This is a genomic window from Pedobacter ghigonis, from assembly GCF_903166585.1.
GTDB classification, from domain to species: domain Bacteria; phylum Bacteroidota; class Bacteroidia; order Sphingobacteriales; family Sphingobacteriaceae; genus Pedobacter; species Pedobacter ghigonis.
In genome coordinates this window covers 177,837-192,838 of record NZ_CAESCM010000011.1, presented here as the reverse complement: position 1 = coordinate 192,838, position 15,002 = coordinate 177,837, and the positions used below count along the sequence as shown (strand labels likewise).

Genomic DNA, 15,002 nt, shown 5'->3' with positions numbered 1-15,002 from the left:
TTGCTATAACTTAGCCGCTAACCCACTTTGTAGATTGTAGCGCAATAAAAGGAGCTTATTGCTGCTAACCGAAAGTCAAGTTAACCACTGCCGGCAGAAAAAAAATAAGTTTCTAAGCGCAAACGTTTGCCTGTTTACAACTTATATTTTTAAACAAATACAACTACATATTTTTATAGTGCAAATTTTATTGCGGTTGTAGTTTTAAATAGGATAAAATCGAAGTGAAATGTTGAGTGGTCTTAAATAACATTGAAAATCAGTTGATTAATAAAAATTTAGTTGATTTTTTTAGCGTAATTTTTAATTGTGGACAAACGTTTGTGTGAAGAAATGTTAATTATCCACTATTTTATTAGTTAATTATTATTTTAACTTTGATTAAGCTTATTGATCATTGTTTTTTGGTGCAATAGGCGATTTATACAATCTTTCAATAACAAATGTAGTTTGCTTCTATGAAATTATTTTCGCGATTCTTTTTTACCCTATTGGTGGTCATGTTACTTTTCTCCTGTAAGAAACAAAAAACGGAGGCACCCGTTAAAGAACCCTATGTGCAGTTTATTAACGTACAAATTGCCGGGCAAAATCTGGAGATAAAAGGTTCGATTGATAAAAACAGAGATAAATTTAGTGGAAGCTGGACAGGTATTGGTTATGGGGATGGCACACAAAAAGAGATGTACACGGTAAATGTAATTGTACCCAAAACATTTTTGAATACTACCTTTGATTCAAAGCTTCAGTTCCGGATTTTCGATATAGAAAAAAAGGAATACAAGTTATCGGAAAATGATCCTTTCAAACAAAGTTTTGCAAGCGGTATATACATCGTTACTAATTTGGGCATGGCCGATTCAAAAGTATATACTACCAACGAAACAAAACCACCATTCAAAGTACAAATTACCAGATACGAAAAACCTAAGGATAGTGGTGTGCCTTTTGTTGGCGGTAAAATAAGCGGAACTTTGTATAATGTTAAGAACCTGCAGGATTCAATAGTAATAAAAGATGGTGTTTTTGATGTTCGATTCTAATCCCTGTTGTGAAAGAAAAACAGGCTAACCAATCATTCGTTCATTTGCCGCTTGTTTCATGTTGTAGTCGATTTAAGTGTAGTCGAAAAAAAGACTACAATAATTTTGACTACAATTTTGTAGTCGTTTTTTAGTGATTCGTAAAAAAGTCTACATTTCTTTTCCGGCGTTAAAAATATAAAGCGATATGAAACACATAAGAGATAAGTTAGGGCTTTCGCAAACAGAACTTGCCGGCCTGTTAGAAATGCCCAAGGGAACTTTCAGTTTGTATGAGCTTGGTTTGCGTAATTTAAATAGCCGGCAATTAGCCACAATTGCTGAAATTGAATTGCTGTTACAGGAAGAGCAGACCATCGATCCGGCTTCAGCCATAAGCATTAGCGCAGATCAATTGCAGGCAGCTATGCTTAAAAAGATGGGGCAGCGTTTAGAAAAAGTTAGTTTTGAGTATATAAAACTAAACCGTAAACTGCTTGAACTGCAAAGTAACTATATCAAAAATCAGCACTTGTGGAGCTTAATTACCAATTTAAAAATGAAAACTCCTGCCGGAACCCGGTTAATGGCTTATTTAGCGGTACTCGAATTGCAGTGCCTCGAAAAAAGTGAACGTTTTGGTTTGGATAAACAGACCGAGCTCACTTTTAAAATTAACCTTTTGGCAAAAGAACAGGAACTGCTGCAAGAAATTGTCTCGACTAATGGTTTAACAGATGGTGGTTTAAAAGAGACGGTAAGCAGCAGGTAATTATTACTATACAATTAGTTAAAATTGATTTATATTAGATTAAACAACAATCAGATCAATAATGAAGAAAATCTTAACGCTTTCTGCCTTATTACTCATCGGCCGTTTTGCTTTAGGGCAACAGGTAAAATCTTATGAAATCGTCGGTACAGTGAAAAATATTCCATCGCGTATGGTTTACCTCAATACAATGAAACGAGATGCCGCGAATAATTTAAACTGGCCAGTTATTGATTCTGCCCGGATAATTGATGATCGTTTTGTCTTCCACCGGGATACGACTTTACTTGAGCCATCGTGGTCGACAAATATTTTTTACATCGACTCATTGACAAAAAAAAGTACCTACTTTTCTTTTCAGAATAAATTTAAGGATAAAATGAGGGCAGGTAGTCTTATACTTGAAAACTCCAAAATGAATATTGCCGGTGATATAAAGGACAGTAAAGGTTTAGTATTAACAGGGGCACCAGAAACCGAGATATTGAACCAGTTTGGTTTATTAATACCAGGAGTATATAAAATGAACAACCGGATAGACTCATTAAAGAAAGCTGGAAATAATGAAGCCCTTTCACAAGCTTTGAGCATTAAAAACGACAGCTTAATCTCTTTTAAAAAAAAGCTTTTAACACTGAGCAAACAAAACGCTTCAAGCTGGATGATAATGTTAAATGTTTATCAGAATGCTGATTTATTTACCCCTTCAGAATTAACTGAAATAACAAACGTTTTTACTCAGGATGTACTCAATACACCAAAAGGAAAGCGGTTATTAATTTTTACCGAACAAAGCAAGAACCTGGTAGCTGGCGCTAACTTTCCTGCTTTCAAATATAAAGATGTAAGTAAAAAAGACATTACCCTAAACTCGGTAAAAGGCAAAAATGGAACTGTAGTTGTTTTTTGGGCCAGTTGGTGTGGTCCTTGTCGGGCAGAAATACCCGAATTAAAAAAGGTTTACGAGGATTATAAAAGTAAGGGAATAAATATGGTGAGTATTTCAGTCGACCACGATATTATTGCCTGGAAAAAAGCGCTGAATATTGAAAAGATGAAATGGCAAAATATTGCTAACCTGCCCGGCGACAAAAATGAAATCTATAAAAAATATAACATTAACGCAATTCCAGCTATATTTTTACTTGATGAGAAGAACAATGTTGTAATGACCAACGATTACCGTATTCCCGTTTTGAGAGAAAATCTGAATAAAATGCTTGAATAAATTGATTTATTGTTCTGTTTGATTCGTAAATCTTACACCATGTTACAACAATTTTGCAGCTATAACAACTGGGCCAATTCAATTTTACTAACCGCTCTAAAAGAGCAAGCTGATATATTGCCCCAATCGTGCATCAATCTGTTTAGTCACATCATGAACGCACAAACGATCTGGTTGTACCGCATTAATGGCGAGGTGCCACCGGTGAGCGTTTGGCAACAGCACGATCTCGAAACCTGTAGCCGGTTGTTAGCCGAAAGCGGGCAGGGGCTGGCCGCGATCGAAAACCCTGATGATGAATCGTTGCCCTTGGTTCAGTATCAGAACTCTACAGGTAAAGTATTCGAGACTTCAATCCCTGATATTTTACTGCATGTATTTAACCATGGTACCTACCATCGGGCACAAATTGCCAAAGAAATGAAACTGAATGGCATTGATCCGGTTAATACCGATTATATCCAGTTTGTAAGGCTAAAATCTTAATTTAAAGGGGATATTTTGGTTAATAAAAAAGATATCGAACTGACCTGAAGCAGATTAGGTTGAAGTGTGCACTAGAATGTGATTTGAATTCATTACATTTGCAGCAGTATTAAAAAAATTATCCTTTGAGTCATGTAATCTCATTTGCACATTCATGTTAAATGATCTTTCCAAATCTGGAAGGGAGTAATTACTATATCTTTTATTTTTACTGATTACAAGATGACTATTTCACAAAAATATGGTCGTACGTATCATTATCCGTTTTCGCCGGGAACAACGAGCGACGACAGGATACAGCACGACTATTGGGATAAGATACAACAGATCCCAACATTAATACATACCGAAAAATTAGACGGCGAAAACAATTGCCTGTCCCGCTATGGAGTTTTTGCACGCTCGCATGCAGCGCCAACCACTTCACCCTGGACAGAAAGTTTAAGGCGTTTCTGGCAAATGGTAAAACATGATCTGGGCGATCTGGAATTTTTTATGGAAAATTTATATGCCACGCATTCCATTGCTTACCGTAAACTCGAGCATCATTTTTATGTTTTCGGCATCCGCGAGCACGGTCGCTGGCTAAGCTGGGAAGAAACCGAGTTTTATGCAAAGCTGATTGATTTACCTACGGTGCCGGTGCTTAAAACAGAACAAACACCGGTTGATCAGAAACAATTTGAAACCGAAATACTGACTTTGGTTGCGGGCCGTGGTGCTTTTGAGCCCTTCGACGTTTACGATAACAAAGAAACAACCATGGAGGGGATTGTTAGCCGGAACGCTGCGGGTTACGAGGTTAATGCCTTTGCCCAAAATGTATTTAAATATGTAAGGAAAGGACACGTTAAAACCGACGAACATTGGACCAGGAACTGGAAACGTGCAGCCTTAATTAACGAAGGAGGTAAAAATGTGGACCTTTAGCGAAAATAAAAACTGGGAATACCTGGAAATGCAGTTCGACTGGGTAAAACGGATGAATGGTGTGGAGCAGGATAAACGATATCATGCCGAAGGCGATGTAGCCATACATACGCAAATGGTTTTGGCTGCCCTGCAAAACGAAGCCGGTTTTAAAGCTTTGCCGCCCCAGGAGCAGGAAATTTTGTGGGCCGCCGCCCTGTTGCACGATGTAGAGAAGTACAGCACAACGGTTTTTGAACCCGATGGAAGCATTACCTCCAACGGACATGCACGTAAAGGAGCGCAGTTTGCCCGTAAGCTGTTGTATTTGGATGGTAGAGTACCTTTTGCCATTCGTGAGCAGATTGTTGGGCTGGTGCGTTACCATGGTTTTCCGATCTGGTTGTTCGAAAAGCCCGATCCGCTTAAAGCGCTGGTAAAAGTAAGCATGGAGGTAAATACCCAATGGCTGGCTTTGCTGGCACGTGCCGATATGCTTGGCCGTATCTGCATCGATCAGGAGGATATGTTATACCGGATTGCCTGTTTCGAAGAATTTTGTAAAGAGCACCAGTGCTGGGGGCAGGCACGCCAGTTCGTTTCGGCTGAAGCTAAAATACATTATTTGCAGCACGAAGACAGCTATCTGGATTATGTGCCTTTTGAGCAACCATTGGCCGAAGTGGTTTTAATGAGTGGGCTTCCCGGTGCAGGGAAAGATACTTTTATTAAGCAGCATTTTGGCGATTGGCCGGTTATTTCATTAGATGCCATCCGTGTAAAGTGGGGCATAAAAGCAACTGATAAGGCTGGTAATGGCAGGGTGATACAAGAGGCTAAAGAACAAGCCAGGGTGTACCTGCGCAAACAGCAGCCTTTTGTGTGGAATGCAACCAATATTACCGCACAAATGCGTGTGCAACTTATCGAACTCTTTAACACTTACAAAGCGAAAGTACGTTTGGTTTACATCGAAGTGCCACATCAGTTGTTATCACAGCAGAACAAAAATCGCGATGCTATGGTGCCTGCGGCTGTTTTAGAGAAACTGGTACACAAACTTGAAGTACCTGCTCCTTGGGAGGCGCATGAAGTGGTTTACCAGATTAAATAATTTTATTGGTTGCCTAAAATGCAACAAAATGCATGTGATTAAGCCGGGGTCTTTCAATAGATCCCGGCTTCGTTTTTTACATGTACTTTAGGAGATTGGTTGGCCACATTTAAGATAAAAGCAATAAATTGCAAACAAAAAAACTTCAGTGAATGATCGGATCTGAAAAATACCTCGAAATATTTAGCAAGGCTGTAAACCAGCTCAATCAGGAACAGCTAAAAGAAATGCAGCTCGAAGTTGCTGTTGTTGAAGTATTGGATTGTGTTTGCCTGAAAATATTTAAAAAGGCCTGGTGTAGCCCAAACGAAGATCCTTTATTGGCCAAAACCCGGATATTCTTTTCCGTTTGGGTAAGCCAAGAAAGCAGCCTTGAACAAAAACTGCAGTACAATATCCACGCATTTAAATTGAGGCATTTGCCTGGATATAAAATAGAAAGCAGAAAATTTGCTGATTTGTTTAGGCGCGATTTTAAGCCGTTTGAGCAACAATGGCCAAATGTAAGTGTAAAATACGGTCCTTTAACTTTAATGGAAGGCTGGCTAAGTTTCGAAGGCAGAAATGTAGAAGAGGAAATTCTTGTGCTGGTTAACAATTTTTTACCTGTTGCACCTTTGGTTGATACTGCACTGGGCAGGTTTAAAAGGTAAGGATGTTTATTGGTTCATTCGTCATTAGTTCTGTAGCCTAACCAAGCCTTCATTTCAAAGGGTGCCCGAAATTTAAAAGCTTGTCACTTTAAGGGTTAATTTATTTGATAAAATCAATATTAGTGATAGCCCCTTCGGAGTCGTCATTGCGAGGTACGAAGCAATCTTACTACTATGGGTGGGAAAAAGCATTACTTCAGTTTCAACTAGCGATCGTTGTAAGATTGCTTTCCCGATTAAGCGGGACAGGCTGTCGTTCCTCCTCGCAATGACGATAATTCTATGAGTTTCTGTCAATGATAACTTCCCACCATTAAGTACATCCAGCCTTGTTCTGCTCCCGAACTTCCAACCTCGGTCTCCGGACCTCCGACTTTTCAACGCTTTCTGCTTTAGTCTTTCAGCTTTTCCAACGCTTTCATCTTTCCTCGTTCCACTTTAGTCTTTCCCCTTTACTCAATCTTTAGTCTTTTTGTAAAATAATCAGGCATTATTATTGTTTAAGGCAGATAAACATTGTTTTTGTTAAAATTAGCGTAATTTTAAATCATAAAAACGAAACAATTTTAGCTTTAATTGATTTAAAGAAAATGCATTTCCTTCAAAACTATAAATTATCCCAGCCCGAATACGCTCATGAACTATAAACAATTGCAGGAAGATGCAGCCCGGCATGTAAGCCATTACTTCCAAACCCATAACGATCCGAGGTTGGTTTACCACAATTTTGCACATACAGAAGAGGTGGTTAATGCTGCGCAGCAAATCGCCAACCATTACCAGCTTAGCGAACAGGATTTCTTTGTGGTAACCGTAGCGGCCTATTTTCACGATACCGGTTATTTTGAAGATGCATTAAGCCATGAGGCAAAAGGAGCTGAAATGGCCGATCATTTTTTGGAGCAGCATGGTGTAAATACAGATGTACGTGAGGGGGTTAAAAGCGCCATTTTAGCTACAAAAATTCCCCAGCAGCCTACCAATCAAACCGACGAAATTCTTTGCGATGCAGATCTTTTCCACCTCGGCCTGCCCGATTTTCGCAAAAAAGGTAAGTTAATGCACAAAGAAGTAGAACTGATTTATAAAAAAGACATCAGCAAAACCGAATGGCGCCAAAAGGATATCCAGTTTATGGAATCGCACCACTACCATACCGATTACGCCAATTTGTTGTTAAGCGACCAGAAACAAGCCAATATTGCCAAACTAAAAAGTAAACTTACCGCCCAGGAAGAAATCAGCACAGAGCTGGCCGAAACCAAAAGTTTTGCGCCCGAGGTAGTAACCGGTAAGAAGAAGAAAGATAAAGACGACCGGCCTGATAAAGGAATCGAAACCATGTTCCGCATTACCTCAGCCAATAACCAGCGCCTGAGCGATATGGCCGATAATAAGGCACATATTTTAATTACCGTAAACTCCATTATGCTTTCGTTAATAGTGAGTTTACTGTTGCGCAGGCTCGAAGATCATGGAAACCTGATTATACCCACCTTTATTTTGCTTTTGGTTAGCTTAACCTGTGTGGTAGTTTCCATTCTGTCTACCCGTCCATCTATTCCAAAAGGAGAGTTTACTAAAGAAGATATGGACAATAAAAAAGTGAACCTGTTGTTTTTTGGTAACTTTTATAAAATGAGTTTACCCAGCTATACCGATGGAATGATCAAGGTAATGAACGATAAAGATTTTTTATACGGAACCTTAATTACCGATGTATACTCGCAAGGTGTGGTTTTGGGACGTAAATACAAGCTCATCCGTCTCGCTTACAATATTTTTATGTGGGGCTTAATTGCCGCAGTATTTGCTTTTGTTATTGCTTACGCAGCTTACGGTAAACTGTAATGGAACAAATGATCGAAACAACTTTCTTTAACCGCGATTTAAGCTGGCTAAAATTTAACGAGCGCATTTTAATGGAGGCCGAACGCAGTACGGTGCCCTTATTGGAACGCATTAAATTCTTATCCATATTTTCATCTAACCTCGATGAGTTTTACCGCGTGCGCATGCCTATTTTACTGGCATTAGAGAAATTGAGCAACCGCGAAGATAATGACATCAAAATCGACGATAATTTATTAAATACCGCTAATCAGTTTATCACCGATCAGCAGCAGCGGTATGGTAAAGTACTCCGTACAGAATTAATTCCATTGCTTAAAGAGCAGAAGATAAACTTAATTTATGGTGAGCCCATTCCAGCCCAAATTGAGCAAAACCTTACCCGCTACTTTTTAAGTCAGGTGATGGCCTTTTTGCAGCCGGTTTATTTAAGAACTGATAGCGGTTTCTTTCCCTCCAATAATGAATTATATTTTTTGGTTACACTCAAAAAGGAAGCAGAAACCGAAACCGTAATTTTAAATATTCCTTCTAACCAGTTGCCGCGTTTTTATAAAGTAGATACAACTGAGGGGACTTTTATTGTTTTTCTGGACGATATTATCCGCTTTCATCTCGACAGGATATTCCCCGACCAGGAGGTTACAGGTTGTTACAGTTTTAAAATTACACGCGATGCAGAACTCGACCTGAAAGATGAGTATCCGGGCAGTTTATCCGATCAGCTCGAAAAACAACTTTTAAAACGCGATTTAGGCCTCGCTACCCGCTTTTTGCACCAGCCCGGTATCCCTGATGAAGTAATGGACCGGTTAAAGAAACTTTTCAATTTAAAAAAAGCCAACAGGATAGAAGGGGGGCAGTACCACAACCTGAAAGACCTGATGTCTTTTCCGGTAAATTTGCCGAAACTATCGAACGAGAGCTGGCCAAAAATATGTAATACCGATTGGATAACAGGTTCGCTAACCGAAGCCATTTACCAGAAAGATATTATTGTACATACCCCTTACCAAAGTTACGACAGTGTTTTGCGATTTTTTAACGAAGCAGCAATCGATGCCAGTACACGCGAAATATATGTTACCCTTTACCGCGTGGCCAGCGATTCGAAAATTGTGAATGCATTAATCAGCGCTGCCAAAAACGATAAGAAAGTAACCGTTCTGGTTGAGCTTAAAGCCCGTTTTGATGAAGCCAACAATATCAAATGGGCAAAGAAAATGCGCGAGGTTGGGGTGAATATTATTTATAGCGTAACAGCTTTAAAAGTACATGCCAAGGTTGCGCTGGTTAAACGCCAGGTAGGCGACAGGATGCATTACGCCGGACTATTTTCTACCGGTAACTTTAACGAAAGTACAGCTGCATTCTATACCGATCATGTTTTAATGACGGCCAACAAGGAAATGCTGCGCGAAGTAGAACTCCTGTTTATTTTCCTGGCCAAAAGGGTAAAACCATCAGCTTCCGACCTGATTCATTTTAAACACCTGTTGGTAGCGCAGTTTAACCTGCAAACGGTTTTTCTCAGCCTGATCGATCGCGAAATAGCACATGCCAAACAAGGCAAGCCTGCGGCGATAACCATAAAAATGAACAACCTCGAAGAAAAGGTTTTGATCGACAAACTTTACGAGGCCTCGGCTGCAGGAGTAAAAATTGATATGATTGTGCGCAGCATCTGTCGTCTGGTACCCGATGTGCAGGGAATGAGCGAAAACATCAAGGTTACCCGTATCGTAGATCGCTACCTGGAGCATGGCCGTATTTTTATATTCCATAATCTGGGTAAAGAGGATGTATACCTGGGGTCGGCCGATTGGATGAACCGTAATATTTACAGGCGGATTGAAGTTTGTTTCCCGATTTACGATGCACAAGTTAAACAGGAAATTATCGATATCATAACCATTCAAAAACAAGATAACGTACAGGCTGTTTGTATTGACGAACAGATGGACAATATACCGGTAGAAACGATTGGTACCCCCGTAAGCTCGCAGTACGGCATTTATCAATTATTAAAAAACAAGCATTAAATTTAATTACCTATGAATTATAAAAGAACTTTTATCGCCTCAGGCCTTTTGGTTGCAACAGCTTTTTTAGGCATATCATGTGTAAACAGTAACCGCAACGATAAACAAGCTGCAAGTACTGAGAGTGCTGCCGCGGATGCCCCAAAAACAGCTTTACCTTACGATTTGGCAAACCCTTTAAAATACAATATGCCACATAACCTTTTCGAAATTTCGGGTATCGTATTCCACAATGGCGATGCTAAAGAAGTGTTTGCCATTCAGGATGAAGATGGAGATCTTTTTCACCTGGGCTTAACCGATAAAACAGCAAAGTTTACCAAATTTGGCGGTAAAGGCGATTACGAGGACCTGGCCATTATCAATAATTTTGTAATTGTATTAAAAAGCAATGGCGAACTGCATACTTTTCCTATTGCAGGCATTAATGCGCCAGAAGTAGCCAATGTGGTTAAAACAAAAGATTTAGTACCAAAAGCAGAGTACGAAGGTTTGGCTGCGGATGAAAAGGCAGGAATGATTTACGTGTTAACCAAAGATAGCAAAGCCGATGCGAAAGCAAAATCGACAAGCATTTATGGTTTTAAAGTGGCGGCCGATGGTACTTTTACCGCTAGTGGCCAGTTTGGTATTTCGCACAAAGAAATCGAAAAAGTGTCGGGAGCTACAAAATCAAAATTCCGTCCATCGGCATTGGCTAAAAATACAGCAACTAACGAATGGTACGTACTTTCATCAATGAATAAATTGCTGGTAGTAACCGACGCGGATTTTAAAGTTAAGGCTACTTATCCTTTAGCAGGCAGCTTCTTCAATCAACCAGAAGGGATCGCATTCGATAAAGACAACAATCTTTACATTTCTAACGAGGGCGGTACTTTATCAGCCGGAAATATTTTAATGTTTAAATTGAAAAAGTAGGTTTTGAAAGTCTGAAGCTGATGGTCCGATGTCAGAAGCCTGGGTTTATGGGCCTAAATAAGAAACATGAAAACTTAGATGCGCTAAGGTGTCTAAGGTGGTCAAGAGTGAGAGGTCGGAGGTCCTCCGGGGTCGTCATTTCGAGCGAAGTGCAACGCAGTCGAGAATCTATTATAGATCTCTCCATTTCGCTGCGCTTCATCCGATAGCTATCGGATCGAGATGACGACTTTTCTACCAAGCAAATTAAATTTTAAATTAACTATCTTTATACAAACACCGGAATATGATTAAAAGATTTACCCTTTTTTCAATCTTATGTTTAACCAACCTCATTGCTTTTGCACAGGATGACGTGAAATACCGTGTGATCCTTTTTGGCGATGCCGGCGAAATGAACCCCGCCCAAATGCAGGATTTAAAAAATGCTGCCAAACAGGTCATCCCTAAAAAAACTACAGTGCTCTACCTGGGCGATAACATTTATCCAACAGGAATGGGCTTGCCCGGCAGTGCCGAAGAAGAAGATACCAAAAAGATTTTACACTCCCAGTTCGATCCCATGCGTAAAATGGGGGCTGCGGTTTATTTCATTCCCGGTAATCACGATTGGGACAAATCAGGTCCAAAGGGCCTGGCCAAAATACAGGCACAGGGCGATTACCTCAGGGCGCAGAACGATCCTTTGCTTAAACTGATTCCCGATAATGGTTGTCCAGATCCGGTGGCCATTAAATTAACCGATAAGCTTACCATTATTGCCTACGATAGCGAGTGGTGGTTGTTTCCCTACAATAAATTTAATCCAAATGGCGAGTGCGAATGCCGTACCAAAGATGAAATACTGGTAAAAATGGAGCAGCTGTTAGAAGAAAATAAAGATAAAATGATTCTTTTAGCCTCGCACCACCCGTTTCAAAGTTACGGCCCTCATGGTGGCTATTTCAATTTGCGTAACCACATTTTTCCGCTTACCTCCTTAAACAAAAACCTGTATATCCCTATGCCGGTTTTAGGCTCGGTATATCCTTTGTTGCGTTCAACGCTGCTCAGTCCCGAAGATCTAAACCATCCGGCCTATAAAGATATGATCAAATCCATTACCGGTGTATTTGGCGATTATCCTAACGTTACCTATGTGGCCGGACATGAACACGGCCTGCAGTTAATTAAAGGAAAACATTTGCAGGTAATTAGTGGCTCGGGCTCAAAAGTTTCGCCGAATAAAGAAGGTAAAACTTCGCTATTTCACGAAATGCAGCAGGGTTATGTGGTGGCCGATCAGTTAAAGAACAACGATATGCGTTACGAATACTACATCTATTCGGATACCAGTGTTAAACGCGTTTACAGCTACACCAAGAAATTTGAAACGATAAGCCAAAAGGTACGTAACCGCGATAAGCCCATTACGGCCGACAGTATTTTTATAACAATAAAACCCGAATACGATAGTGTTGGGCGCTTTCATCGTTACATTTTTGGCGAAAATTACCGTAAAGAATATGCTGCGCGTACCAAAGTGCCCGTACTTAGGGTTTCGCAAATGATGGGTGGACTAAAAGCAACGCAACGCGGTGGCGGAAACCAATCGCGCTCCCTGCGCTTAGAAGATAAAAATGGTAAGGAGTACGTATTGCGGAGTGTAGAAAAATATCCTGAAGTGCTTTTGCCGCCAGCCCTACGCGAAACTTTTGCCAAAGATGTGATCAAAGATAACATGTCGGCACAGCACCCCTTTTCGGCGTTAGTAGTGCCCGATTTAGCGAAAGCAGCAGGTATTCCACATAGCACGCCGATTATTGGCTGGGTTTCGCCCGATGATAACCTGGGCGAATTTGAACCTGCTTTTGCCAATACCTTATGCCTTTTTGAAGAACGTGAGCCTGTTGGAGAATCAGATAGTTCGCCAAAAATGGATAAAAAGTTAACTGATGATAACGATAACCGTTTGGATGGCCCAGCCTGGGTAAAAGCAAGGGCTTTTGATATCTTGCTCGGCGATTGGGACAGGCACGAAGACCAATGGCGCTGGAAAGAAACCAAAACCAAAGATGGATCAACTTATTCTCCTGTACCGCGCGACCGTGACCAGGTGTTTTTCAGGTCTGACGGTTTATTACAGCGTTACACCCAATCTTCGTCACTTTTGCCGATGATGCAGGGCTACGAGCGCGGTATAAAAGATGTAAACTGGTTTTTATGGGAAGGAAGGGAAATCAGCAGCCGTTGGACAGCCAATATCGGTGAAGCAGAATTCGACAAGATTGTAAAAGATTTTTGCGCCAATTACAACGATGCTGTTTTCGAAAAAGCATTGAAAAAACTTCCCGAGCCAAGCTACTCGCTACACCACGATGCCTTTTTGGCACAATTGCGTAACAGGTTGGCCACATTGCCTAAATTAATGAACCAGTACTATCATTTCTTTAACCGCATTGTAGATATAGAGGTTACCAATAAAAACGAGCGCATACAAATTACCGATGCACCCGAAAACGGTCTGAATGTTAAAATCAATAAGATTTCGAAAGAAGGTAACATTAAAGACGAACTTTTTAACCGTTCTTTTGATTCGAAAGTTACCAAAGAGCTTCGGGTGTACATGCACAACGGAAACGATAGCCTGATTTTGAACAATAAAAATTCGGGTATCAGAATCCGGATTATCGGGGGGAAGGGCAGTAAGGTTTACGATTTTGCCAACAGCAATGCCAGCGTTAAACTTTATGGCCGTACAGATAAGGCAACCTACCTGGGCAACGATCAGAATAAGATCAGGAAAATCATCTCTAATGATACCGCTAACTTTAGCTATATCCCTAAAGATATGTACCGCCGAAATTCCTGGTTGCTAAATGCCGGTTACAATAACGATGATGGCGTTTTGTTGGGCTTAATTTACAAACAAACCAATCCGGGTTTTAGAAAACAACCTTATGGTAACGCGCAAACTATTTCGTTTTTGCACTCATTTTCTACCAAAGCATTTAGGTTTAATTATAAAGGTGAGTGGTTAAAAGCCTTAGGTAAAGGCGATATTGTTGCAAAAGCTGACATAAATGCACCTAACAATACCCAAAATTTCTTCGGCTTTGGTAACGAAACGCATTTCGATGAGCATGGCGATGATATCCGGTATTACCGTGCACGCTTTAATATTTATCAGTTCGATGCTGCTATTCGCTGGCGCCGTCCAAAATCTACTTTTAGTATAGGTCCGGCTTTTCAGTATTATAAACTTAACCAGGAAGATAATGCCGGCAGGTTTATCGAAAACAGTGCTCAGTTGCACTCATCAGATAGTTTAACCGTGCGCAACGAAAAGATGTTTGCCGGAGCGTTTGTAAACTTTACCAACAATACCCGCGATAACGACCTTTTGCCAACATTGGGTAGTTTTGTCGATTTTAAACTTCTGGGTTATAAAGGCGTAAATAAATATTCAAATTCTATAGCACAGTTTACTGCCAGCATTGCCTTATATAAAAATTTAGATGGCAGAAAGAATTTTATCCTTGCCGATCGTTTTGGTGGTGGTGTTACGGTAGGTAAACCAGCCTTTTATCAGGCTTTATACTTAGGTGGACAAGGAAACCTTTTAGGTTACCGCCAGTTCAGGTTTGCAGGCGAGCACATGTTTTACAACAACTTAGAGCTTAGGGCAAAGCTTGGCGATTTGGTTAGTTACGTTTTACCCGGACAAGTTGGCTTATTGGGTTTTTATGATGTTGGCAGGGTTTGGAAACGTGACGAACCATCAACAATATGGCACCACGGCGTAGGAGGCGGGGTTTATTTTGCGCCGGCATCACTCACAGTTGTACGATTTGTGATGGGACACTCCAGCGATGGCTGGTATCCGTACGTGTCGCTAAATTTTAGGTACTAAATTTGTGTAACATAATTATGGATGTTTTATCGAAGTATTACGTTCAGCAGACTAACATTGCATAAGGTAGTAACTACCTTTGCAATAGTTTAGTAACTAATTAGATAACTAT

Annotated in this window: 11 protein-coding genes; all 11 read left to right on the top strand. The window is 40.4% G+C overall.

Going from position 1 to position 15,002, the window contains the following annotated elements; genetic code table 11:
- Positions 1 to 458 precede the first annotated feature (458 nt).
- A complete protein-coding gene (locus tag HWV58_RS16850; RefSeq protein WP_175635205.1) occupies positions 459 to 1,043 on the top strand; it encodes a DUF5025 domain-containing protein in 585 nt (194 codons plus the stop codon).
- 187 nt (positions 1,044 to 1,230) lie between these two features.
- Complete coding sequence (locus tag HWV58_RS16845) at positions 1,231 to 1,794, top strand: helix-turn-helix domain-containing protein (protein WP_175635204.1); 564 nt, start codon at positions 1,231 to 1,233, stop codon at positions 1,792 to 1,794.
- A gap of 61 nt (positions 1,795 to 1,855) precedes the next feature.
- Positions 1,856 to 3,022 (top strand): TlpA disulfide reductase family protein, encoded by a 1,167-nt coding sequence (locus HWV58_RS16840; protein ID WP_175635203.1) that lies wholly within the window; start codon positions 1,856 to 1,858, stop codon positions 3,020 to 3,022.
- A gap of 39 nt (positions 3,023 to 3,061) precedes the next feature.
- The gene (locus HWV58_RS16835; protein ID WP_175635202.1) at positions 3,062 to 3,508 is read left to right on the top strand and encodes a DinB family protein; all 447 of its coding nucleotides are present in this window, start codon (positions 3,062 to 3,064) and stop codon (positions 3,506 to 3,508) included.
- A 222-nt stretch (positions 3,509 to 3,730) separates the two neighbouring features.
- Positions 3,731 to 4,438, top strand: coding sequence for an RNA ligase family protein (locus tag HWV58_RS16830; RefSeq protein WP_175635201.1), 708 nt, complete (start codon positions 3,731 to 3,733; stop codon positions 4,436 to 4,438).
- On the top strand, positions 4,425 to 5,531 hold the full coding sequence (locus HWV58_RS16825) for an AAA family ATPase (RefSeq protein ID WP_175635200.1): 1,107 nt from the start codon (positions 4,425 to 4,427) through the stop codon (positions 5,529 to 5,531). The genes HWV58_RS16830 and HWV58_RS16825 overlap by 14 nt, the downstream gene beginning before the upstream one ends.
- A 152-nt stretch (positions 5,532 to 5,683) precedes the next feature.
- Positions 5,684 to 6,184 carry a hypothetical protein gene (locus HWV58_RS16820; protein WP_175635199.1) on the top strand — a complete coding sequence of 167 codons (501 nt, stop codon included), beginning with the start codon at positions 5,684 to 5,686 and terminating at the stop codon, positions 6,182 to 6,184.
- A 636-nt stretch (positions 6,185 to 6,820) separates the two neighbouring features.
- Positions 6,821 to 8,035, top strand: coding sequence for a Pycsar system effector family protein (locus HWV58_RS16815; protein ID WP_175635198.1), 1,215 nt, complete (start codon positions 6,821 to 6,823; stop codon positions 8,033 to 8,035).
- Positions 8,035 to 10,077, top strand: a complete 2,043-nt coding sequence (gene ppk1 / locus HWV58_RS16810; RefSeq protein WP_235972750.1) for a polyphosphate kinase 1 — start codon at positions 8,035 to 8,037, stop codon at positions 10,075 to 10,077. The genes HWV58_RS16815 and ppk1 overlap by 1 nt, the downstream gene beginning before the upstream one ends.
- Positions 10,078 to 10,089: 12 nt before the next feature.
- Positions 10,090 to 10,998, top strand: a complete 909-nt coding sequence (locus HWV58_RS16805; protein WP_175635197.1) for an SdiA-regulated domain-containing protein — start codon at positions 10,090 to 10,092, stop codon at positions 10,996 to 10,998.
- A gap of 286 nt (positions 10,999 to 11,284) precedes the next feature.
- Positions 11,285 to 14,890, top strand: a complete 3,606-nt coding sequence (locus HWV58_RS16800; protein ID WP_175635196.1) for a BamA/TamA family outer membrane protein — start codon at positions 11,285 to 11,287, stop codon at positions 14,888 to 14,890.
- Positions 14,891 to 15,002 lie beyond the last annotated feature (112 nt).

Excerpts from the sequence above, each read along its gene's own strand:
- HWV58_RS16850 (WP_175635205.1), top strand. The coding sequence starts at position 459 with ATGAAATTATTTTCGCGATTCTTTTTTACCCTATTGGTGGTCATGTTA.
- HWV58_RS16845 (WP_175635204.1), top strand. The coding sequence starts at position 1,231 with ATGAAACACATAAGAGATAAGTTAGGGCTTTCGCAAACAGAACTTGCC.
- HWV58_RS16840 (WP_175635203.1), top strand. The coding sequence starts at position 1,856 with ATGAAGAAAATCTTAACGCTTTCTGCCTTATTACTCATCGGCCGTTTT.
- HWV58_RS16835 (WP_175635202.1), top strand. The coding sequence starts at position 3,062 with ATGTTACAACAATTTTGCAGCTATAACAACTGGGCCAATTCAATTTTA.
- HWV58_RS16830 (WP_175635201.1), top strand. The coding sequence starts at position 3,731 with ATGACTATTTCACAAAAATATGGTCGTACGTATCATTATCCGTTTTCG.
- HWV58_RS16825 (WP_175635200.1), top strand. The coding sequence starts at position 4,425 with ATGTGGACCTTTAGCGAAAATAAAAACTGGGAATACCTGGAAATGCAG.
- HWV58_RS16820 (WP_175635199.1), top strand. The coding sequence starts at position 5,684 with ATGATCGGATCTGAAAAATACCTCGAAATATTTAGCAAGGCTGTAAAC.
- HWV58_RS16815 (WP_175635198.1), top strand. The coding sequence starts at position 6,821 with ATGAACTATAAACAATTGCAGGAAGATGCAGCCCGGCATGTAAGCCAT.
- ppk1 (WP_235972750.1), top strand. The coding sequence starts at position 8,035 with ATGGAACAAATGATCGAAACAACTTTCTTTAACCGCGATTTAAGCTGG.
- HWV58_RS16805 (WP_175635197.1), top strand. The coding sequence starts at position 10,090 with ATGAATTATAAAAGAACTTTTATCGCCTCAGGCCTTTTGGTTGCAACA.
- HWV58_RS16800 (WP_175635196.1), top strand. The coding sequence starts at position 11,285 with ATGATTAAAAGATTTACCCTTTTTTCAATCTTATGTTTAACCAACCTC.